Here is a 23,194-nt window from a genome sequence, read left to right on the forward strand (position 1 = left end):
TCGGCTGGAGTCAACAAAAAGTGGATGAAGGCCTGAGAATCTATCTGGAAGAAGCACTCAGCACCACCGAGAGCTTTTCCGATCGTTTCGAGGCAGAAGTCTGGCTGGTCGATATGTCCAGCCGGCTAAAGCCATTTATGAAGCAACAGAGTCAGCGACAGCGACTGGAGCTACTCAAAAAAATTCACAAGAAGGCCACTGCGGCAAAGCTCTCCCCCGAACTGGTGCTGGCATTAATACAGACAGAATCCTCTTTTGACCGGTTTGCTGTTTCTTCTGCCGGAGCCCAGGGCCTGATGCAGGTTATGCCATTCTGGAAAAACGTCATTGGTCGCCCACAGGATAACCTGACCGACGTAGAGACTAATCTGAAATACGGTAGCCATATTCTCAGTTATTATCTGGAAAAGGAAAAAGGCAACCTGACCCGGGCACTGGCCCGTTACAATGGCAGCCTCGGTAAAACCTGGTATCCTGAGCGAGTGTACAAGAACTGGGATCGCCACTGGAGAAATGACTGAGACTGAACCCGTTGCTCCGGCCATGCCATCACTTGATTAACCGGTTGTAAAGTCGTAGAACAACTGTTCAGGCTCACTGGAAACACTGACATCAGTAACCCGAGCCATAGGAGGACCTTTATGCAGCCAGGCCACCAGCTCGTCGAGCTCCTTCTGTTCACCACACATTAAAACTTCAACCCTTCCATCTGGCAGATTTTTTGCCCAGCCGGTGACACCCAGTTTTCTGGCTTCCTGCTGGGTGGAGCCACGATACCAAACGCCCTGCACTCTTCCTTCAATCAGTGCGCGTCTGCATTCATTAGCCATTTGCATTAACCTTATTCATCAATGCCCGAATTTTCTTTTTCAGGCTATCCTTCGTCTCAGGTCCATATAGTACTTCTATCAGCTTTCCCTGTGGATTCAAAATCATTGTCGCAGGCAATACCTGAGGGGTTTTGGTCTCCAGCAGCGCCAGCGGACTCTGGGTAAGAACAGGAAACTGTATGCCCATATTTTTAGCTTTTTTTACCAGCTCTTCTCCCTGACTGTTATCGAAATCATACCCGAGAACCCGAATTTGTCCTTCCCTGGCCAAAGCGTTCAGCTCCGGAACCTCTTCACGACAGGGACCACACCAATGGGCCCAGATGTTTATAACGGTCCACTGAGCTTTGTCAGCCTTGAGAAAAACACCTTTTCCCTGGGTATCGGTCAAATCCGGCTTAGTACAGGCTGACAGAAAGAGACTGACCAGTAGCAGCGGGAAGAGTCGAAAAAAAAATAGTCGCATTGCCATCAGATCCAATAATGAGTTTGTTTTGATTCTAGCTGGAATGCCTCATAAAGTCGTCCGGAAGCCCCCCGGATTTGAGCTTTCCAGCATGAAGCTAACAAACCTGCTACTTTGTTTTCCAAATATAAGAAAACCGGCCTGAAAAACAGACCGGTTTTGAAACTGAACAGACGATTCAGATCATCAGGCCGTTACCGCTCTCTCCGGGGTCTGCCCTGATTCCTGTGATTCTGGCGAGCGGCTATAACCGATTACATTTATTGCAATCCTCGCTACGGACGCTTAAGTCCGACAGGCTGCCAGGTTCATTATTTTCAACATTCGATAAAGAGGTCATCAAGATGACAATCGAGTACAGCTCTCTGCTTTTCATTCAACTGTTTCAGTCGATCCACCAGTTGACCATACCATTCGGGCTTGTTCAGAGTCTCAACAGACTCCAGCTGCTGATCCGATGGGAAAGACCAGGGAAGTCGTTGACACATAGTATTGAGTTCAAGGTGCCTAAGATCCCTGGCCAGTATCATTTCACCCAGATCATTTTTACTGATAACGCCCTGCTCCAGCAGGTAACTGGTGTAAAGCTCCCAATCCTCAAGTGAAAGATTCCACCCCCTCTGATGTAGCTGCCTCAACTTGAAACTCAACCCTTTCTGAAACTGCTCATTAAATCCATTTAGAACCACCAAAACCCCCAGCAAGGGTGGAAGTGATTCATTACGGGTTTGATTGGATAAAGCAAAACTCCTGACCAGTACCGCACCAAAGAGAACCAGTATCCAACTTAAATAAATCCATAACAGGAACACGGGAACAGCCGCAAAAGCACCGTAGATTAATTGATACGACGGTGACAGAGTAATAAACAGAGCAAAACCACTCTTTGCCAGCTCAAGAAGAATAGCCACGACCAGAGCTCCTGTAAAAGCGTGACGAAAGGGCACACGCCGATTGGGTACAGCCATGTAGAGCAAAGTAAAAACAATGCTGCTCAGCAGGATGGGAGTCAATCGCAACAGCCACTGATCAACCCCAAGAAAGGCAGTGGTATCAGCTATGAGCTTCAGAGATGCCAGATATGATGTCAGCACAAAACCAACACCAATCAGGAAAGGTCCCATGCTGAGAATCGCCCAGTAGAGCAGAAAGCCGGTAATGCCCCGGCGAACCCTGTCCACCTGCCAGATCTGATTAATGGCACCATCAATGGTCCTGAGCATCATGAATGCTGTGACCACCAGAAAAGCAACACCCACTCCGGTCAACTTTCGCGCCTGTTGAGAAAAACTGGAAAGGTATGATTGGATTACCTCGCCCGCTGTCGGAACAAAGTGACTGAATATAAAACTCTGCACCATCTCGCCTACCCCCTGGAAAGAAGGAATAGCCGATAACATGCTGTAGGTAACCGTCATCATCGGCACTACAGCAAAAAGTGTCGTATAAGTCAGTGCTGCGGCATTATTCAGGCAACGGTGCTTGAAGAAAGTATCAGAGACAGACAGGAGATAGACACGAAGCCACTGAACACGTTGAGCCTGTGAAGAACTGGAAAGAAGCGAACCTGACATAACGAATCCCTGATATTGAAAAGAGCCTGACCAGAGAGTTTCAGCCAGACTCAAGCTCAGAGAAGCGTATCAGTTCTTGTGCCCGGGAGGAAAGCCATTCACTATAGCCTCCACCGCAGTATTGATCTTTTCGCTCCGCTGTTCGGGGGTGGCACCGTGAATCACTCTGGAAGTCGAACGTCCACGCCATTGCAGCTGATGGTTTTCCGGATTCACAAAATCGATAATGAGCGAACCTTCCTGATAGTCTCTCACCCGGGTTTCTGTAGTAAAGCCCATACCCCGGAAACCCGGACCATAACCCATGGAGGTCGTCATTTGATTCAGTTCCCTGCGTGTGCGGGTTGTGGTTAGATAATTTACCAGAAAATCAGGATAACCATCTTTGCTCACCTCTCGATACCCTCTGGCCTGAAGATCACGGTTAATAGCGGCCCGAATTCGCATATCCGTCAAACCATCAATGTGATACCCCTCAACCTCATTGTTTTCACCTGCCTTGTTCAGCCACGCGTAGGTTTTCCAGTCTTTCATCAACCGGGTGGCAGCAGGAGTATTGTTATAGTCCCAGTCAAGCCTCTGGTTGGAGCAGCCAGCCACTGCGACTGCAGCTATCACAACCAGCAACCGTTTAAGCTTGTGCATGATCTACCCACTTGTTGAAGGAAGTTTATTGTTAGATCTGTGTCCAGCAGCGAATGATGAACGCACACTCAAACCTGAGTACGGTGATTATCAGTACATGGCTTCAATTGCACCTAAACCCATTCAACGATAATCTTCCCGTCACAGAAATAATACTCGCAGTATGACTTCAGGCTCCCGGTCTGTCGACAGCTGCCCTTTACGATAAGACAAGTCAAGAGAAAGCAATATGAGCGTTACAATTTACCATAACCCGCGTTGTTCAAAGTCCAGAGAGACTCTTACCCTGATTGAGGAAAAAGGTATTAACCCTGATATAGTGCTTTACCTGGAAACCCCACCCAGCGAAGCCGCTTTAAACGACATTCTGAAAAAACTCGGTAAAAGCCCCGAAGAACTGATGCGCAGAGGCGAGCAGGAATATAAAGATCATATCAGAGGTCAGGATCTCTCAGAGCAGCAGCAAATTGCAAAAATGGTAACCTATCCAAAAATGATTGAAAGGCCCATCGTCCTTAGCAACGGTCAGGCCCGTGTCGGTCGCCCACCGGAATCTGTTCTGGAGATACTTTAATCGTGGAACTGACTCAAAAAGCCAATCTCAGCTACCGGTTGAGTCTGGTACTATACTTCTGCCTGCTAGCTTCGCAGATTGCGAAAGTGCTTTGGCTGCACCCACCCCAAAACTCAATATGGATGATTGCGTCATTCACCATTATTCCGCTGTTGCTGCCTGCTTACGGGCTGATCAGGCGAAAGCCAAGAGCATCGGCCTGGTTATGCTTCATTCTCTGCTTTTACTTCATCAGCGGTGTGCTTGATGCCTGGTTTATCACAGACTCCATTCATGGTTGGCTGATTACCTTATTCAGCAGTGCACTGTTTGTATCTGCCATGTTGTTTACCCGTTGGCAAGGACAATTAAACAACCCGTCCCGCTGACTGAACCCTTCCAGAATAAACCAACCCTTTCCCTCTCAAAAAAAAGCTCCTGCATGGGCAAGAGCTTTTTGTCGTCAACCGACTTTAATTGACCAGCTGCACTTCAACAGCTGAACCAGCCTGTTTCACCGTTGAGGGTGGGCTGCTAATAATGCGTTTCTCGCTAACACCTTCATTGCGGAGAAATTCGCTCACTAGATTAAGACGATCACTGGCCAGCTTATCCATTTTTTCCTGATTCGCAGGCCAGTTTACCAACAGCCATTGCTCCGCTTCTTTAATACGCTCATCCTGGCTGACATCACCCACTTCGGGTAATCTGCGATTATGAGCCCTAAGATACATTTGCTCAATCAAATGCCCTCTGATGTCTACTGGAATCTCTTTTACTTCTCCGGGCTTCGTTTGATGGATCGCCGAATAGAGTTCAACCAGATCGGATTCAAGCTCTGCTCTGGAGAGAGTTGGCCAATCTCGATCCTTGCTGGCCATCGCTTTTAGAGAAAGGTTAAGTTCAGGTCTTATCCTGAGTACCCGACTCCAACCTTTTAATTGTGTTTTGTCGTTCTCTGTCAACAAAGCCTTACCCGCCGGCATCTGTATTTCAGTGGACAACATTGGCGTAATACCTGCCTGATGGGAAAGATACTGTAAGGGCTGCTCAAGCACTCTCTCCCAAGTCTGGTGTATTGCTATTCCTGCCGCAACCAGAGGCGACTGACCATAGCGGGCTTTAATATCTATGGCAATGATGGACTGAGGATTTGCCATCAAAGCTTTCACAAGATTGATATCAAGCTCCGGATTGACTGGTCTGGCTTCAAGCTTTGAAAAAATCAGCTTGCCCCTGCTGCCACCTCCCACAGAGGAAGCAAGATTAAGGTTTACACGACTTCCGGCCAGATCGTATCCGGCAACAGACCGATCTGAAACGGGCAGTAAAGACAAATCCACATCTCTGGCAGAAAGGTTCAGGCTGGGGGCCACTGCATTACTCAAGTTGACACGGCCTTCCAGAGAGACAGGCACCCTTTCAAGCCAGTGCCCGCTGAGCTGAAAGGTGTATTGCTCTGGACTTAACACTTCCAGTTCAACCCTGCTGTTGCTGAATAGCTCAGGATTCTTTTTTTGAGAAGACTGAACAGCACCATTGAATTCGATACGCTTGACGGCTATAGGCAAAGAGCCCTTAGCAGATAAAGAGCTCCTAACCGGTAAAGAACCACCCTTAACCGGTAAATAACCATCAGCTGATAAAGGACGAAGGACAGTCCTTGCTATTTGTTCCAGGGGACTGCCATCGACAGTCAGCAAACCACCCCTGAATGAAAGGTCTTCGACAAAAGCTTTTCGACTTCTGAACCGAAAGCCCTCCGCAAATAACTCTTTCCAGTCCAGATTAAGACCTGAACCCAGATCCTGATACTCACCATCCAGCACTTTCGCCGTTCCAGTCAGCTCCACCCCCTGATCCATAGACCACTCAACAGAGAGGTCTGTTGAAAGAGAGCCTTTCAGCGAGCAATTTGAACATTTAAGAAATTTCTGACTGAAGACATCAGCCAGTGGGAGCTCATCAATGGATAACTGACCAGACATTGCCAGTTTCTTTAAATCAATAATACCGCCCAGCGACCAGTTAATGTGTCTTGAATCCTTGACTACTTCAATATCAATCTGATCAGGCCGATGGGTTTTCAGCTCCATTTTACTGAAATCAATACTGACTACTTTACTGGAACCAGTTTGCTCCGAGTTCACCACCCTCATCGACCCATCTTCAAAGACAAACTGCCCAGCTTCCCTGAGAAATTGATAAAGATTGGGCATAGGAGGTTTCTGGCCGATGATTGCCAGATCAAGAAAGATTCCGGGCTTTTTAAAATCAATTCGATCCAGCTCAATAGTTTTTTTCCACAAAGAGGTCCAGGCGACATTGACAGCAATAGATTCTGATTTAAGAGTAATTCCGGGAGAGATCCTGAGCTCCGGCTTGGTAAGCAGGAATTTACCGGATAAGAAGGCGTATTCTTTTTCAACAGGAAGGACTTCAACCCCTGTTTGATTTTCTATTTGCTGAAGCAGCTGGTCAGTATACCGACCAGGAACCATCAACATCACTGAAATCAGAAACAGCAGAATGGCCAGAACAACAACTAAGAACACAAACCGGGCAGCCGGTTTCTGGGTTTGCATACTACTTCTCTTGATTACCAGTTCATAACTTGTTTGACAAAGGGTATGGTCAACTTCCTTTTAGCTCTCAGTGAAGCACTGTCCAGCTTCTGCAGCATCTTAAATAAATGCCCCATATCCCTGTTACTGCGATATATGATATACCGAGCCACATCTTCATTCATATCCAGCCCACGCAAATGAGCCCGAAGCTGCAATGCCGACACCTTGTCCCTGTCACTGAGAGGCTGAACCTGAAACACCACCCCCCAGCTTAGCCTTGAGACCAGATCCGGCAGTTGGATAGAAAGTCTTTTAGGTGGACAACCTGCTGCCACCAGCAAGCGAGTCCGGGAATCCCTGAGACGATTAAACAGATCAAAAAGCCCTTCTTCCCACTCTGGAATGCCTGCTACACAATTAACATCATCTATACACACCAGTTGAAGTCTTTCCATACCTTCCAGCAGTTTGGAAGGATAATGAACAAGCTCCTGCATAGGTAGATAGATGCTTCGACCTTTTCGGCTATCTACCTGATGGCAGGCAGCCTGAAGAAGATGACTGCAACCAACACCGGGGGCTCCATAGAGATAGATAAACTGTTCTGATTCTACCCCACTGACCTCATGATCCATATCCAACATATTGACCAGCGCAGCATTATCTCCGCTGAAAAAGTTTTCAAAGGTGGCATCATCCCTGATCTGAACACTGAGCGGTAATTGCACAGGCTGGCTCACATACGACATTTAACAGCCTTGAGCGGGAAATGCCGCTCAACCCTAACAATGGATAGACATTCTGAACTCTCTGTCGCGGCATTTTTATCAAAAATCACCAGCTTCAGTGAGTTAATGGAATCTGCAAGAGACAGCTGCAACAAAACCATTCCACTCATCCCTGTTTGATTGGCAAGGCAAAATGGATTTTTGTTCGCTGAAGGCATAAAACACCTTATTCCCCCGGCTCACCAGCATTATATAAGTGGCTCGCCTTATAATTTCGATGCAGATGACGCAAGAGTACCATAATAATGGCTGCTAATGGCAGTGCTATTAGCATCCCGACGAAGCCCATAATCTGCCCACCCGCCATCAGCGCAAAGATAACAGCCACCGGATGCAGACCAATCCGGTCACCTACCAGATAAGGTGTCAACACCCACCCCTCCAAAGCCTGTCCCAGGGCAAACACACCGACCACCCAAACAAACGGCAAGTAGCCGTCAAACTGAAAAAGAGCGACAACAATGGCCGTAGTGAAACCGACCACAAACCCCATATATGGAATAATACTGACCAGCCCCGCCAGCAACCCGATCAACAACGCAAACTGCAAGCCTATCGCCCAGAGCCCCACGCCATAGATCAATCCCAGGGCCAGCATGACCATAAGCTGGCCTTTGAGAAAAGCCCCCAGCACCTCATCGCACTCACTGGCGAGTTCAACAAAAATAGGTTCAAGGTTAACAGGCAGCATCAGACGGATGTGCTCCATCATATGATCCCAGTCGCGCAATAGGTAAAAAGTCACAACTGGTATCAGGAACAGATTCACGAGAAAACCTATGACTGCCAGACCCGAGCTGGTCACCGAACGTCCAAGCCCGGCCAGAAGCCCACCGGCTTTTTGCCACTCCCCTGCCATGGTCTTGACCAGCTGGCTGATATCAAACCACTCAGGATCAAAGTCAGTGTATTCAACCAGCTTTGGAATGACATTGAATCGAACCCACTCCTCCCAGGCCGGAAGCAACTGCATCAGGGTTTTGACCTGCTGGAATAATGCCGGTATCAGAATGAGTAACATCAGTACCAGAAAAGTAAAAATCACCAGAAAAACCAGTGTCACCGAAAGTGACCGGGAGAGCTTGAGTCTTTCCAGTCGATCAACCAGCGGATCGCCCAGATAAGCAAGCACAGCACTGATCGCAAAAGGCGTCATGACAGCCCCGACAAAATTAATCAGCACTACACCTACGAATACGATGCCTGCTAGCATCCATTGTTGCTGTCTGGTCATTGTTTTCCTTCTGTTGCAACTCGTCTTGCAGGAAATAAAAAAAAACGCACTTCGGAATTTGATGTCTGACTTGCCTTCAGCCTCCCAGCCAACGGTATTTCAAGGTCTTGTTGGCCTCATCAGCACCCATCGCTCTCATCTTCCGCCCCAGGGCAATAGCATCCGATAATTGGCTCAGTGTGCCATCAATTAACAATTCCAACTGAATTTTGTTGCCGCCGACTTTAACTGCCATCACATCCCTCACTGCCGTCAAACCTTTGAGGTATTTAATTAGCCCTGCATAGTCTTGTGTGCTGGCAATACCCTCCACTTCCAGCATCGGATTAACACTGCTGCCACCAGAGAGGACTGCGTAGTGCCGGGAAAGGGAATTACCAATAAGATCAGCAATCGCCAAAGCCAATCCTTCTGCTGACAGGTCTGTAACTGTGGCATCAAATTGCTGATTTCTGAAGATAAGAACCATGCGACCATTATACCGTCCACGAATTTCGCTCAGGCGCCCCCCCAATATGGCCTCAGAGCCATACCTTGCTGATGCCTGAACCAACTTCCCCGAAAACAGTCCCCAGACATCTACATCAGAAATAGTGGCACTGTCTTCAAAATCCATCAGAGGGATAGTCAAAGGCAATGAGCGAGCAGCCATAACACGTTCGAGGTCGCTCACCAACGGAGAGTCTGGTACCTCTTTCAGAATTTGCCTTTCCCCCTGCCTTTCAATGGCTAACCAGACAATGGTATCCGGTCTGCTGGAGCCCCAGATCCCCAGACCATTTTGCCGCAACAGACGATTAACGGCCGCTTCATCAAAACTCACCTGAAGAAGAAGCTGCTCTCCTGACACAGTATCAAGGCGTTCATAGCTAAAACTCTGAACCAGCGCAGAGGCATTTCTGAGTGACTGTACCACCCCCTTATTATTGAGGGTGCTGCGTTGTCCGGTTACTTTAACCAGTACCTCAGACAGAGCTCGTTTAATGCCTGCTTCCCTTTCCTCACTACCCTGACTGCTGACAGGTATGCCAACGCGATAAAGTCCGCTCATTTGTGCAGCAAACAGCTGAGAAGAAAACAGGGCCAACACAAGGGTGAATATCAGCCAGGAAAGAGGGAACAACCGTTCCAGCTTGCATGTTTTATACATAATGTCCGGAATCAAAAACAGGCACTCTTCCTGAACAAACTGCCACCAGGATCAATTCAGTGACAGAAAGGTTCATGAAATGTCAGCGACTTCTGACATGACTGCTTATCTTTGTAAAGAGTACTAATTACCCAGACGACGAAACGTCCGGAGCCCAGTATCCTCTCATTCTGCCATAACTTTCTGGTTTTGTAGAAAATCTTTAGCCGACAGTAAGAGGCTGATCGAAGAATCCGAACACCGGCGGGCAGCTTTATGATTTTTCCGGGTTACGTTAGAATGCGCGCTCTGATCAATCCACTTTCGATTCCATGGTGCGGATACATCTCCGATGAGCAAAAGCAACCGCGATACAAATTCGCCAGCTTCTTCCCTGAGCTACAAAGACGCAGGTGTTGACATTCAGGCAGGCAACGCCCTGGTTGATCGTATCAAGCATGTAGCCAAAGCCACTTCGCGCCCCGAAGTAATGGGTGGCCTGGGAGGCTTTGGTGCCCTGTGCCAGATACCTTCGGGTTACAAAGAGCCGGTTCTGGTTTCCGGCACTGACGGTGTAGGCACCAAACTAAGACTGGCTATGGAACTGGGCAAGCACGATACCATTGGTATCGATCTGGTGGCCATGTGTGTCAATGATCTGCTGGTGTCTGGTGCCGAGCCTCTGTTTTTCCTTGATTACTATGCAACCGGAAAACTCAATATTGACGTTGCTGAGCAGGTCGTTACCGGTATTGGTGCAGGCTGTGAGCAGGCTGGCTGCGCCCTGATTGGTGGTGAAACCGCAGAAATGCCCGGTATGTATCAGGGCGAAGACTATGACCTGGCAGGCTTCTGTACAGGTGTCGTTGAAAAGTCCAACATCATTGATGGCAGCAAAGTCGCCACCGGCGATGTACTGATTGGCCTCAAGTCCAGCGGCCCCCATTCCAACGGTTACTCCCTGATCCGCAAGGTTCTGGAAGTCAGCCAGGCAGACCTGAGCACTCAGGTAGACGGTAAACCAATGGCTGAAGCCCTGATGGCTCCAACCCGAATCTACGTCAAACCCCTGCTGCAGCTTCAGAAAGAAATGCCAGTCCACGCCATGGCACACATTACCGGTGGAGGTCTGACTGAAAACCTGCCAAGAGTTATTCCTGAAGGTTGTGCCGCCGTCATCAACACCGAAAGCTGGGAAATTCCGGAAGTGTTCAAACATCTGCAGCAAGCTGGCAACATTGCCCAGTCAGAAATGTATCTGACTTTCAACTGCGGTGTTGGCATGGTGATCTGCGTTCCCAAAGAGCAGGCTGAACAGGCCGTTGCCAGACTGAATGAACTGGGCGAGGAGGCCTTTATCATCGGTCATATGGAATCGGGCTCCGGCGACAAAGTCGTTTACCGTTAAGAGAAAGAAAGGCTTGCCCGACACTCTCTGAGCATTGTTCAGGCCTTTCTCCATTGCAGAGAAAAATCTTGAGAGCGGAAATGACGAATAACCATCGAATCGTCGTATTACTATCGGGCAGTGGCACCACTTTACAGGCCATTCTCGACCAGCAGAATCAATACAGCTACAAGGTGGCTGGAGTACTCAGTAACCGTCCTGAAGCCTATGGTCTGGAGAGGGCCCGGAAAGCAGGGGTTGACACCTGTAGTCTCGACCACAAACGCTACCCCAGCCGGGAATCGTTTGATCTTGGCCTAATGGAACGTATTGATGAGTTTAAACCGGATCTGGTGGTACTGGCAGGCTATATGCGCATACTCAGTAGTACTTTTGTCAAACACTACCAGGGAAGACTGATCAATATACACCCGTCCCTGCTCCCCAAACATAAAGGTTTGAACACCTACCAGTCAGCACTGGATGCCAATGATAAAGAACATGGAACATCGGTTCACTATGTCACCGAAGAGCTGGACAGTGGCTCTGTTGTTATGCAGGCGACGCTGAATATCACATCTGCCGATACAGCGAAAACACTTGAACAGAGAGTTAAGGTCATGGAGCATCACCTTTATCCCAAAGCTATAGACTGGATTGTTTCTGGCCGAATAATGACAAAAGACGATGTCATATCACTTGACAATAAGCCGCTTGGCCCCCGAGGATATCGCATATCTGAAAAAAGTATCGTCTCAGCAGAATAACTCCGTTTTAGACTTTCGTGTTTTTTCGGACATTAAAAACGGTTTCATTGATGAATGGCGATAAGCTGTGAAAGTCTCCCTGTTACCCATGGGAGGTTTTCACCTAAAAAGGAATTATCCTAATGATCCTTTTCAAGAGCGTCCCTGCCCTGATGGTTTCTGGCCTTCTGATCGCCAGCTCCTCTTCCCTTGCAAAACCCATAGAAGTTTCATTAAAGCCATTCACAGCGGAGTATAAAGCGGAAGTTTCCGGTATCAGTGGCTCGGGCACTCGCAGTCTGAAAAAAGAGGGCGACCAGTGGGTACTGAATTTTGGCGCCAGTGCATCGGTCATCGTCGCCTCCATCAGTCTGGATGAAACCAGTCGGTTCAATTTACAGAAGGGTCAGGCACTTCCCCGGGATTACCAATACGAGCGCAAGGGGATAGGCAGCAAACCAGCTAAAACAGCCCGCTTTGACTGGAAATCTATGGAAGCCTCCTGGCAGCAAGCTGACAAACAATCGAAGATCCCATTTAAATCTGGCGCTCAGGATCCTCTTTCATACCAGCTTCAACTTCGGCTGGACTTGAAGGCAGGAAAAAAAGAGCTGACCTACCCGATTGTTGACGATGATGAAGTCTACGAAAGGCGGTTTGTGATCGAAGCCGATGAAGTACTGAGTACCCCTGCCGGGCCACTCAACACCACCCGCGTAAAAGTGGTCCGTGAAGATAACGACCGCGAAACCTGGATCTGGTTTGCAAAAGACTGGGACTATGTTCTGGTGCAACTCCATCAAAAAGAAAAGGGTTCAGACTATCTGATTCAGTTCAAAGGCGGTGAGCTGGATGGCAAAGCGATTAAGGGCCTCACTCCCACTCCAAAAAAATAGATCGATTGGGGGGCTGAGCTAATCTCCGTTCATGATATCTATTGGGCTGACGGGTTATGCTTTCCGGCAGCTAATGGATTCCGATAAGATGGCACTTCCTGTTTCAACACTCTTTCACCCTCTGAATATCAGGAGCTTTCTGTGAGACTTCTCCATACAATGCTTCGAGTGGGCGATCTTGATCGTTCCATTGCTTTCTATACCGATATACTGGGTATGAAGCTGCTTCGCAAGCACGATAACGAGCAATACGAATATACTCTGGCTTTTGTTGGCTATGCCGATGAATCAGAACAGGCCGTCATTGAACTGACCTATAACTGGGGCACGAGCGAGTATGACCCTGGCACAGGTTTTGGTCATATAGCTATCGGCTTTGATGATATCTATGCAACCTGTGACGCCATCCGTGCCAACGGAGGAAAGATTACCCGTGAGCCGGGCCCGGTCAAGGGTGGCACAACAGAGATTGCCTTTGTAGAAGATCCCGATGGCTATAAGATCGAAATGATCCAGAACAAAAGTGCATCTTCGGGACTCAGGGGATAAACACGCCATCACAGGGAAGTGAATCACTCAATGCCAGACAATCAAAAACCTTTCGCTAGCTGCATCAAAAAGATTCAGAGAATGGCTGGCCTCTGCCTGATGCTCCCTCTGCTTTTGAGTTGCTCCAGCAATACCGCCATTAACTACGCGACCGATGTTGTGGTCCGTGAGTTGGGTGGACCGGTCGCTGACGTCTACTCAGCGGTTCAGACAGTCAAATCCGTCCAGAAAGATGTGATCGCCTTTGAAGCCCTGGTTCGAATTCTGACAACAGAGGCCCGTGTTAACTGGGGTGACGAAAAAAGTGCCAGTAAGAAGGAATACGTCAAATACACCAACCATTACCGTACCCGGGTATTCGTTAACTTCGAACAGGGTAAGGTTCATGTTGAAACATTGGATAGACAGGATCTGAAAAAGGCTATTATTGTCACCCTGCTGACGCCTTACAACCCTGATGAAGTTGACCTGTTCAGCGACAAAGCAGTCCCCCTCGGCGAGGAGCCTATGCTCTACGGACAGGTTGTAGATCATCAGGGGCACCCCATACGCTGGGAGTGGCGAGCCAGCCAGTATGCTGACTACCTGATCAACCACCAGTTAACCACTCGTGCCAGCAGTAAGGGTACGGTTTACTCCGTTGACCTTGATCTGGTTGGCGACCATATGATCAAAAGGCAGTATCAATATGTCGGCATCGTTCGACAGATGTCGCAAAGATACAAGATCAAGGAAAGCCTTATCTATGCCGTCATGAGGACAGAAAGCAGTTTCAATCCCTATGCAGTGAGTCATGCTAACGCCTACGGCCTGATGCAGATTATCCCTTCGACGGCAGGAAGAGATGTCTTCAAGCTGGTCAAACGTCGCAATGGACAACCCAGCAGGCAATATCTTTTCAACCCGTTTAACAATATTGATGCAGGCACCGCTTATCTGCACCTTCTCGAAACACGCTATCTAAAAAATGTCAAAGATCCTCTGGTGAGGCACTACGCCATTATCTCTGCCTACAACGGGGGAACGGGGAATGTTTTGAAAACCTTCCACTCCAATCGCACCCGAGCTATGGAAATCCTCAACCAGATGAAACCTGAAGAGGCCTATTGGGCGCTCACCCGCAGGCATCCCAGGCAGGAATCTAGAAACTATCTGAAAAAAGTTACCAAAGCTCAGAAGGACTTTTATAAAGGTGATGTCTAATTTGACAGCACAACACGCTTATTTTCTTGAATTACTACTTGCCTGATCTATCTTTCCTCACTTCATAATTCGTAACGTATGGATCGAATAATGAAACAATCGCTTTTTGCTACACGGCTGTTGCCGCTTTTGTTTCTGTCTGCCATCTGTCAGGCAGAATCGTTAACAAGACGTTTTGTTGTCGAGTATAAAGAGACCACCCAGAGCTTTTCTGTTAAGCGCAGCCTGAATTCATTGTTGGACAATCCGAAGTACCTTGCCGACACCGACGACTATGCAGGTTTTTTGCCGCCCGATGACAAAACACACAAACATGGCGATTACGGGCTAAAAATGACCTTTATTAAGTCCATTTCATGGCAATGGCTATACGCCACCAACGTGCTGGTTGCATACGAACTGATCCTGACCACCAGGGACGCGGCTCCGAGGGGCAAACCTTATTCATGGATACCTGCAGAAGCGTTGGTCACTGCCGGCTGGCTTTTAAAAAGTTACTGGAACCCCGATTCACTGCTGTTTAACCCGAGGGGTCAACTGGAGGTCAGTCAGGATGAGCCGTTTGCAATCACCACTATGATGCTCCCGGGACAAAACCAACAAAAAAGGGACCAGCAAAACCCGGCATCACAATCATCCGGCCAGCAAACCTCTGGGGCAACTGGCCATGTCAGAGGCTCTGTCACCCGCCCCCTGTCGTCTGGCTCTGGCGGTGACAATGAAGGCCCTGAACAAAACCAGCATACTTTGGGTTTGGATTGTTACGTCGATTCCTGTCATGGCGTTTGTAAACTCCGACAAGCACCCGATAGTAGTGAGTCAGCTGAAGGGGCAGTGGGTTCCGCAGAAAGTTCGACAGACCAAACTCATCATGTAATGACAGAAGCACAACCCCTTCATCCACAGACCCATGAGACTGACGCAAATGTAACGAACAAAGCCAGTGTCGTTGTGTCACAAATCATAGAACACATGAATGAGTTAATAACTACTCACATCGAAAACGACGTGCACTCCAAGGCAAAATCCGCTTCTCCGGATATTAAGGTATTAAGGAATGCCATCAAGTTACTTGAACATCTTGACGCTTCCGATATTTCAAGATGTTCGAAGCCGTTTAGTATCTGTCCAGATGATGAGCCTAATGCTCATTATCATGTCTATTATAAGGGTGAGTTGATATTCACTATAATACGTACTGCAAGTAAACTGAGCTAATTCTCGGTTTTTAGTAACTATTAGAACCGAAGCCTTATTTAATAAACTCTATTATGCTCCTGGTGCTCCCGGTCACCAAACTGCAAATCTCGTTGTGTCACTAATCATAAAACACATGAATGAGTTAATAACTACTCACATCAAAAACGACGCGCATTCCAAGGCAAAATCCCCTTCTCCGGATATTCGGGTATTCAGGAATGCCATCAAGTTACTTGAACATCTTGACGCTTCCGATATTTCAAGATGTACGAAGCCGTTTAGTATCTGTCCAGATGATGAGCCTAATGCTCATTATCATGTCTATTATAAGGGTGAGTTGATATTCACTATAATACGTACTACAAGTAAACTGAGCTTTAATTCTCGATTTTTATTAACTATTAGAACCGAAGCCTTATTTAATAAACTCTATTATGCTCCTGGTGCTCCCGGTTACCAATCTAAAAAGGTCGTTGTGTCACAAATCATAAAACACATGAATGAGTTAATAACTACTCACATCAAAAACGACGTGCATTCCAAGGCAAAATCCCCTTCTCCGGATATTCAGGTATTAAGGAATGCCATCAAGTTACTTGAACATCTTGACGCTTCCGATATTTCAAGATGTTCCAGTCTGTTTAGTATCTGTCCAGTTAATGAGCCTAATGCTCATTATTATGTCTATTATAAGGGTGAGTTGATATTCACTATAATACGTACTGCAATTAAACTGAGCTTTAATACTCGATTTTTAGTAACTATTAGAACCGAAGCCTTATTTACTGAACTCTATTATGCTCCTGGTGCTCCCGGTTACCAATCTGCAGAAAGTGAATTTGAGGAGTACAGAAAACAGTAGAACAGTCAGGAAAAGTTTAAACAACGTCTGCCGTCTTTCAGCTGCACAAGTAGCCTGATGGTCATATCAGTGCAGCCTTTGGCTTTGACAGTAAAACACACTTATTTTCTTGAATTACCACCACCCTCATCTATCTTTGGTCACTAAAAAATTAGTAACGTATGGATCTAAGAATGAAACAATCGTTCTTTGCGGTTCTGCTGTCACTGCTTCTATCCATGTCTGCCATCTGTCAGGCAGAATCGTTAACAAGACGTTTTGTTGTCGAGTATAAAGAGTCCACCCAGAGCTTTTCTGTTAAGCGCAGCCTGAATTCATTGTTGGACAATCCGAAGTACCTTGCCGACACCAACGGCAATGCAGGTTTTTTGCCGCCCGATGACAAACCACACAAACATGGCGATTACGGACTAAAAATGACCTTTATTAAGTCCATTTCATGGCAATGGCTTTACGCCACCAACGTGCTGGTTGCATACGAACTGATCCTGACCACCAGGGATGCGGCTCTGAGGGGCAAACCTTATTCATGGATACCTGAAGAAGCGCGTGTCGCTGTTGGCTGGCTTTTAAAAAGTTACTGGAACCCCGATTCACTGCTCTTTAACCCGAGAGGTCAACCGGAGGTCAGTCAGGATGAGCCGTTTGCAATCACCACTATGATGCTCCCCGGACAAAACCAACAACAAAGTGACCAGCAAACCCCGACATCAGAATCATCCGACCAGCAAGCCTCAGGGGCAACTGGCCATGTCAGAGGCTCTGTCCCCAGCCCCCTGTCGTCTGGCTCTGGCGGTGACAATGAAGGCCCTGAACAAGACCAGCATACTTTGGGTTTGGGTTGTTACGTCGATTCCTGTCATGGCGTTTGTAAGCTCCGACAAGCATCCAATAGAAGTGAGTCAGCTGAAGGGGCAGTGAGTTCCGCAGAAAGCTCGATAGTCAACGCTCATCATGCAATGACAGAAGCACAACCCCTTCATCCACAGACCCATGAGACTGACGCAAATGTAGCGAGCAAAGCCAGTATCACTGTGTCACGAATCATAAAACACATGAATCGACTAATAATGACTCACATCATAAACGACGTGCATTCCAAAGCGACATCCCCTTCTCCGGATATTGAGTTATTCAGGAATGCCATCACGTTACTTGAACTTCTTGATCCCTCCGATATTTCAACAGATTTAGAACCGTTTAGTCTCTATCCAGAGTGTGATGTCTGGGATGATGCTGATGCTGATGCCTGTTATCACGTCTATTACAGAGGCAAGATGATATTCACTGTATTTCGCACTGCAAATAAAACAAGCTTCCAATCACCTCTGACATGCGGGTTTTTAGTAAGTATTAAAATCGAAGTCTTATTTAATGAATTCTATTATGCTCCTGATGCTCCCGGTTACCAATCTGCAAAAAGTGAATTTGAGGAGCAAAGGAAAAAATAGAAGTCAGTTAAACTACAAACGACTCTTGTGAATGTTCAGGTGCACTAGCAGCCTGTCGGACTTAAGGCTGTCCTACTACGGTTGCAATGGACAACCGGGCAGGCAATATCTTTTCAACCCATATCAGTACAACCTTTGGTTTTTGACAGCACAACATGCTTATTTTCTTGAATTACCACTTCCCTGATCTACCTTTCCTCACTTCAAAATTAGTAACGTATGGATCGAATAATGAAACAATCGCTTTATGCGGCAATGCTGTTGCTGCTTTTGCCTCTGTCTGCTATCTGTCAGGCAGAATCTCTAACAAGACGTTTTGTTATCGAGCATAAACAGACCACTCAGAGCTTTTCTGTTATGCGCAGCCTGAATTCATTGTCGGACAATCCGAGGTACCTTGCCGACACCAACGGCTATTCGGTTTTTTTGCCGCCCGGTGACAAACAACACAAGCCTGGCGGTTACGGGATAACAATGACCTTTATTGAGTCCATTTCATGGCAATTGCTTTACGCCACCAACGTGCTGGTTGCATACGAACTGATCCTGACCACCAGAGACACTGCTCTGAGGGGCAAACCTTATTCATGGATACCTGAAGAAGCGTTTGTCGCTGTCGGCTGGCTTTTAAAAAGTTACTGGAGCCCCTATTCACTGCTCTTTAACCCCGGGGATCAACTGGAGGTCAGTCAGGATGAGCCGTTTGTGATCACGACTATGACGCTCCCCGGACAAAACCAACAACAAAGTGACCACCAAAACCCGCCATCAGAATCATCCGGCCAGCAAACCTCAGGGACAACTAACCATGTCGGTGGGTCTGTCACCCGCCCCTTGTCGTCTGGCTCTGGCAGCGGTAATGATGGTCCTGAACAAGTCCAGCACACACTGGGTTTGGATTGTTACGTCGATTCCTGTTACGGCGTTTGTAAACTCCGACAAGCATCCAACGGCGGTGAATCAGCTGAAGGGACGCTGACTTTCGCAGAAAGTCCGACAGAACACACTCATCATGAGACGAGAGAAACACCACCCTCTCAGCCACACGCCCATGAGGATGCCACAGAAGAAGCGAGTAAAACCGAGACTTCATCGTGTTGGCTTCGCAAAAGATCGAATGAAGATGCCACAGAAGAAGCAAGCAAAGATGAGACAGGGCAAAAGGCGAAAAAGCCCAAGTTAGAGGAAGTAGATGAGCATTCTGAGTCACTTGTTAACGCCGTGCCTGGCACCGAAATAGATGAATCAAACGAAACAGCGGGTAATACTGTCTCTGAAATCATAGAGCACATGAACTCGTTAATCACTATTCTCATTGAAAACGATGTGCATTATAAAACGGAACCCCCTACCCCGGATATTCAGGCATTCAGGAATGCTATCGAACTACTTGAATATCTTGACCCTTCCGATATTTCACAAGGTTCTGAAATGACTGACTCGAATTGTGACTGTTCACACTGTAGTGGCTACAGCGATACTTGGTACATCGTCTATTACAGGGATAATGTGTTATTCACGGTGACACAAACTGAAAGTGAAACCAGATTTGCAGAACGCTGGACATCTGGGGAATCAGCAAAGATTAAAACTGAAGACTTATTTAATGAACTCTATTACGCTCCTGGTGCACCCGGTTACCAATCTACAAAAAATGAATATGAGGCATTCAAGAGATAATAGAATAGTCAGGGAAGGTACACTGGCTAATCCAGCAAGAGAATTTCCAGACCACTGAGCCGGTAAGTTCTTAATTGCTGCTGTCCTGAAAGGATAACGGTCGGTACAAAAAAACTTTCAGGTGCCTGGGCAGCTGCTGCAGGCAATGAGAATTGGTGGACAGGGCCGGCGCCAGGTTAATCCGGTTCTGTATCAGCCGCGAGCGGATAGAGGCACGGGCCCAACACTGTAACGACGCCGGTTGATAAAGTTTCGGCGTATAATTCTTCAGGATGTTAACAGCTTTGATATGCCCGAACTTTTCAGCCTCATGAAGCAGGCTAAAATCGGGCTTATTGTGATCATTACCGCTATTTGGGCAAACCCGAAACTGCTCATATGGATCAAAGTGGTTGTCCAGCAAAAGGGTGATGATTTCTGCTTTTTTTGGGTAATGAAAATAACCTAGCATATTTTGCAGAGCTCGATGAACAACTTTCACGCCCATAAAATCACGAGCATTTGGCTTGGCACCATTGGCCAGCATGAGCTTAGTCGCCTCTAGACGCGGAAAAAGTGCGCCTACCGCCACAGACAAAGGAAATATCATGCCTCCGGGATCATTCGGCTCCACGCCGTTGGCCAGAAGGATGGCTGTCATTTGCGGACCACTGCGAATCGCCCCGCACAACAGCAGCGCACGGGCAGAATAGCTGTAATGATACAGACTGGCACCGCTATGCAACAGCAGCTCAACGATTTGAACATGTCCATCCCATACCGCAAACCATAGCGGACAGCGACCTGTGCGGTCCGGGGCATTGGGGTCAGCACCATGAGCCAACAGAAATTCGACAGTATTACTCTGACCTGCCCATACCGCATAATGCAGTAGTGAACCCTTGTGGCCCCGAGCATTTGCATCAAACCCTTGATTAAGCAAGGTGCACACCATTTCTGGATTTATGGATGAAACAGACACGCTAACATAGCCGATTGCCTGGATGATATCAGTGCGTTCAGTGCAGAATTGAGCTGGAAAAACACCATTATTCAGCGGCCCTTCAGCGGACTCTTTGCTATCGGTTGATGATCGGAGTTTACAAACGCCATGACAGGAATCGACGTAACAATCCAAACCCAAAGTATGCTGGTGTTGTTCGGAGCCTTCGTTACCGCCACCAGAACCAGAAGACAGAGGGCTGGTAGAATAACCGTTAAGTTGGGTGGAGGTAGCTCCTGAGGCTTGCTGACTGGATGATGATGGCTGCTGGTTTTGTTGGCCGTACTGTTGGTCATTTCCGGGGAGCATCATAGAGGTGATCGCAAATGGCTCATCCTGACTGACCACCAGTTGTTCTATCGGGTTAAAAAGCAGTGAATCGGGTTTCCAATAGCTTTTCAAAAGTAAACCAATAAGGACAAACACTTCTAAAGGTAGCCATGAAATCGGCTTGACGCCCAGAGCGGCGTCATGGATGGTAAAGACCCGTTCGTAAGCAAGCACCAGATTCGTAGCGTAAAGCCATTGCACTGAAATGGACTTGGTAAGGGCTGCCTTTAGCTCATAACCGCTAAGTCCATGTCGTTTATCAGAAGACAGAAAATCTGACCCTGGATAGCCATCTTTGCCAGCGATGTCTGAAGGGATATGCGGCAGTGTATTGAGATCACTCTTTATAGAAAAGCCCTGGTTTGAAAAGCCTGCATCCTGTTGAGAATCGACAACAAAACGCATTGTCAACACTTCGGCTTGGCAGAAGACAGATATTATCGCTAGCAGTGTCGCAAAGAATGAGTTTCTCATTATTCCATCTCTACGCTCTAATTTATAAAGAAAAAAATAGATCGGGAAAGTGATAAATCAAAAAAACGGTTTTTTTGTCAAAAACCAAAGGTTGCATCAGATAAAAATGCGTCGGGAAGAAGATGCCAGAATACGCAGAACTATTAAAACCGAAGACTTATTTAATGAACTCTATTATGCTCCTGATGCTCCCGACTACCAGTCTGCAAAAAGTGAATATGAGGGACATATTTTGCCATATCAGTGCAACCTTTTGTTATAGACAGCAAGACACGCATATTTTCTTGATTTGCTACTTCCCTGATCTACCTTTCCCGACTACGAATCTGGTAATGCATGGATCGAATAATGAAACAATCGTTCTTTGCGGCGCGGCTGTTGCTGCTTCTGTCTATATCTGTCATCTGTCAGGCAGAATCGTTGACAAGGCGTTTTGTTATGGAGCATCAACAGACCTATCAGAGCTTTTTTGTTAAGCACGACCTGAATACATTGTTGGACAATCCGAAGTACCTTACCGACACAAACGATTATGCAGGTTTTTTGCCGCCTGATGACACACCACTCAGACTTGGCGGTTACGGGTTAACAACGACCTTTACTGAGTCTATTTCATGGCAGTTGCTTCGCGTCACCAATCTGCTGATTGCTTACGAACTGATCCTGACTACCCATGGTGCCGCTCTTGGCGGCAAACCTTATTCATGGGTACCTGAAGAGGCGTTTGTCGCTGTCGGCTGGTTTTTAGAACACTATTGGAATCCCGATTCACTGCTGTTTAACCCAAGAGATCAACTGGAGGTAAGTCAGGATGACCCGTTTACGATCACCACAACGACGCTTCCTGAACAAAACCAACAACACTGCAACCTAAAACAAAGTGACCAACAAAACCCGCCATCACAATCATCCGGTCAGCAAGCCTCTGGGGTAACCACTCATGCTACAGGCTCTGTCAACAGTCTCCTGTCGTCTGGCTCTGGTGGCGGTAACGAAGGCCCCGAACAAGACCAACATACTCTGGGTTTAGCGTGTTACGCCGATTCCTGTCACGGCGTTTGTGAACTCCGAAAAGCACCCAATAGAAGTGAGTTCGCTGAAGGGGCACTGATTTCCGCAGAAAAATCGTTAGGCCGCGCTCATTATGCAATGACAGAAATACAACCCCTTCCATCACAGGCCCATCAGGCTGACGCAAAAGTAGCGTACAAAACCAGAGTCTTTGTGTCACGAATCATAAAGCAAATGAATTGGTTAATGACTATTCTCATTGAAAATGATGTGCATTCCAAAGCAGAATCTCCTTCTCCGGATATCCAGGTATTCAGGAATGCCATCGAGTTACTTGAACATCTTGAACCTTCCGATATTTCAAAAATTTCACAACCGTTTAGTGTCCGTCCAGAGTGTGATGGCAGTGTTACCGGTTATCATCGCATCTACTATAGAGGCAAGATGATATTCACAATAATTGGCACTGCAAAAAAAACAAGCTACGAATCTTCACTGACATGTGGTTTTTTGGGAAGTATTAAAACCGAAGACTTGTTTAATGAACTCTATTATGCTCCTGGTGCTCCCGGTTACCAATTGGCAAAGAGTGAATTTGAGGAACAAAGGAAAAAATAGAGTGTTTTAGGGCGTACCA

22 protein-coding genes are annotated in these 23,194 nt (G+C 47.2%); 13 read left to right on the forward strand and 9 right to left on the reverse strand.

Annotated features, from left to right (window positions below; genetic code table 11):
• The first annotated feature begins 20 nt into the window (after positions 1–20).
• Complete coding sequence (locus KBW69_RS03335; protein ID WP_373690667.1) at positions 21–521, forward strand: lytic transglycosylase domain-containing protein; 501 nt, start codon at positions 21–23, stop codon at positions 519–521.
• Positions 522–557: 36 nt separating this feature from the next.
• Here the strand turns inward: KBW69_RS03335 and KBW69_RS03340 are convergent, their stop codons facing one another.
• The 4 genes from KBW69_RS03340 to KBW69_RS03355 all read right to left on the reverse strand — a co-directional run bounded on the left by KBW69_RS03340 (position 558) and on the right by KBW69_RS03355 (position 3,515).
• Complete coding sequence (locus tag KBW69_RS03340) at positions 558–830, reverse strand: acylphosphatase (RefSeq protein ID WP_257274963.1); 273 nt, start codon at positions 828–830, stop codon at positions 558–560.
• Positions 823–1,296: a TlpA disulfide reductase family protein gene (locus tag KBW69_RS03345; protein WP_257274962.1), complete on the reverse strand. Its 474-nt coding sequence runs from the start codon at positions 1,294–1,296 to the stop codon at positions 823–825. Before KBW69_RS03345 ends, KBW69_RS03340 begins: the two co-directional genes overlap by 8 nt.
• Positions 1,297–1,613: 317 nt before the next feature.
• Positions 1,614–2,870, reverse strand: coding sequence for a YihY family inner membrane protein (locus KBW69_RS03350; protein WP_257274960.1), 1,257 nt, complete (start codon positions 2,868–2,870; stop codon positions 1,614–1,616).
• Positions 2,871–2,939: 69 nt separating this feature from the next.
• Positions 2,940–3,515, reverse strand: coding sequence for a DUF4136 domain-containing protein (locus KBW69_RS03355; RefSeq protein WP_257279910.1), 576 nt, complete (start codon positions 3,513–3,515; stop codon positions 2,940–2,942).
• Positions 3,516–3,744: 229 nt separating this feature from the next.
• Here KBW69_RS03355 and arsC point away from each other — a divergent pair, with 229 nt between their 5' ends.
• Both arsC and KBW69_RS03365 read left to right on the forward strand, forming a co-directional pair.
• Entirely contained in the window at positions 3,745–4,089 is a 345-nt protein-coding gene (arsC, locus tag KBW69_RS03360; protein WP_257274958.1) for an arsenate reductase (glutaredoxin), read from the forward strand.
• A gap of 2 nt (positions 4,090–4,091) precedes the next feature.
• Positions 4,092–4,457, forward strand: coding sequence for a DUF2069 domain-containing protein (locus tag KBW69_RS03365; RefSeq protein WP_257274957.1), 366 nt, complete (start codon positions 4,092–4,094; stop codon positions 4,455–4,457).
• Between the two features lie 84 nt (positions 4,458–4,541).
• On the opposite strand, the gene KBW69_RS03370 is transcribed toward KBW69_RS03365, so the two are convergent.
• The 4 genes from KBW69_RS03370 to KBW69_RS03385 all read right to left on the reverse strand — a co-directional run bounded on the left by KBW69_RS03370 (position 4,542) and on the right by KBW69_RS03385 (position 9,822).
• The gene (locus tag KBW69_RS03370) at positions 4,542–6,653 is read right to left on the reverse strand and encodes a hypothetical protein (protein ID WP_257279911.1); all 2,112 of its coding nucleotides are present in this window, start codon (positions 6,651–6,653) and stop codon (positions 4,542–4,544) included.
• A 14-nt stretch (positions 6,654–6,667) separates the two neighbouring features.
• On the reverse strand, positions 6,668–7,384 hold the full coding sequence (gene hda / locus KBW69_RS03375) for a DnaA regulatory inactivator Hda (protein ID WP_257274954.1): 717 nt from the start codon (positions 7,382–7,384) through the stop codon (positions 6,668–6,670).
• 205 nt (positions 7,385–7,589) lie between these two features.
• A complete protein-coding gene (locus tag KBW69_RS03380) occupies positions 7,590–8,657 on the reverse strand; it encodes an AI-2E family transporter (protein ID WP_257279912.1) in 1,068 nt (355 codons plus the stop codon).
• A 76-nt stretch (positions 8,658–8,733) separates the two neighbouring features.
• Complete coding sequence (locus KBW69_RS03385; RefSeq protein WP_257279913.1) at positions 8,734–9,822, reverse strand: DUF2066 domain-containing protein; 1,089 nt, start codon at positions 9,820–9,822, stop codon at positions 8,734–8,736.
• A 316-nt stretch (positions 9,823–10,138) separates the two neighbouring features.
• Here KBW69_RS03385 and purM point away from each other — a divergent pair, with 316 nt between their 5' ends.
• The 9 genes from purM (at position 10,139) to KBW69_RS03430 (ending at position 19,760) form a co-directional block, all read left to right on the forward strand.
• Positions 10,139–11,194, forward strand: a complete 1,056-nt coding sequence (gene purM, locus KBW69_RS03390) for a phosphoribosylformylglycinamidine cyclo-ligase (RefSeq protein WP_257274951.1) — start codon at positions 10,139–10,141, stop codon at positions 11,192–11,194.
• A gap of 80 nt (positions 11,195–11,274) precedes the next feature.
• Positions 11,275–11,940: a phosphoribosylglycinamide formyltransferase gene (purN, locus tag KBW69_RS03395; protein WP_257279914.1), complete on the forward strand. Its 666-nt coding sequence runs from the start codon at positions 11,275–11,277 to the stop codon at positions 11,938–11,940.
• A 122-nt stretch (positions 11,941–12,062) separates the two neighbouring features.
• Positions 12,063–12,815: a DUF3108 domain-containing protein gene (locus KBW69_RS03400; protein ID WP_257274949.1), complete on the forward strand. Its 753-nt coding sequence runs from the start codon at positions 12,063–12,065 to the stop codon at positions 12,813–12,815.
• 141 nt (positions 12,816–12,956) lie between these two features.
• The gene (gene gloA / locus KBW69_RS03405; protein WP_257274948.1) at positions 12,957–13,364 is read left to right on the forward strand and encodes a lactoylglutathione lyase; all 408 of its coding nucleotides are present in this window, start codon (positions 12,957–12,959) and stop codon (positions 13,362–13,364) included.
• Positions 13,365–13,445: 81 nt separating this feature from the next.
• Positions 13,446–14,567, forward strand: coding sequence for a membrane-bound lytic murein transglycosylase MltC (gene mltC, locus KBW69_RS03410; protein ID WP_257274946.1), 1,122 nt, complete (start codon positions 13,446–13,448; stop codon positions 14,565–14,567).
• Between the two features lie 90 nt (positions 14,568–14,657).
• Complete coding sequence (locus tag KBW69_RS03415; protein ID WP_257279915.1) at positions 14,658–15,785, forward strand: hypothetical protein; 1,128 nt, start codon at positions 14,658–14,660, stop codon at positions 15,783–15,785.
• 115 nt (positions 15,786–15,900) lie between these two features.
• Positions 15,901–16,629, forward strand: coding sequence for a hypothetical protein (locus KBW69_RS03420; protein WP_257279916.1), 729 nt, complete (start codon positions 15,901–15,903; stop codon positions 16,627–16,629).
• A 173-nt stretch (positions 16,630–16,802) separates the two neighbouring features.
• Positions 16,803–18,080 (forward strand): hypothetical protein, encoded by a 1,278-nt coding sequence (locus KBW69_RS03425; protein ID WP_257279917.1) that lies wholly within the window; start codon positions 16,803–16,805, stop codon positions 18,078–18,080.
• Between the two features lie 219 nt (positions 18,081–18,299).
• Positions 18,300–19,760, forward strand: coding sequence for a hypothetical protein (locus tag KBW69_RS03430; protein WP_257279918.1), 1,461 nt, complete (start codon positions 18,300–18,302; stop codon positions 19,758–19,760).
• Positions 19,761–19,830: 70 nt separating this feature from the next.
• Here the strand turns inward: KBW69_RS03430 and KBW69_RS03435 are convergent, their stop codons facing one another.
• Positions 19,831–21,546: an ankyrin repeat domain-containing protein gene (locus KBW69_RS03435; protein WP_257279919.1), complete on the reverse strand. Its 1,716-nt coding sequence runs from the start codon at positions 21,544–21,546 to the stop codon at positions 19,831–19,833.
• Positions 21,547–21,894: 348 nt separating this feature from the next.
• Here KBW69_RS03435 and KBW69_RS03440 point away from each other — a divergent pair, with 348 nt between their 5' ends.
• Positions 21,895–23,175 (forward strand): hypothetical protein, encoded by a 1,281-nt coding sequence (locus tag KBW69_RS03440; RefSeq protein WP_257279920.1) that lies wholly within the window; start codon positions 21,895–21,897, stop codon positions 23,173–23,175.
• Positions 23,176–23,194 lie beyond the last annotated feature (19 nt).

Source organism: Endozoicomonas sp. ISHI1, assembly GCF_024606225.1.
GTDB lineage: Bacteria > Pseudomonadota > Gammaproteobacteria > Pseudomonadales > Endozoicomonadaceae > Endozoicomonas_A.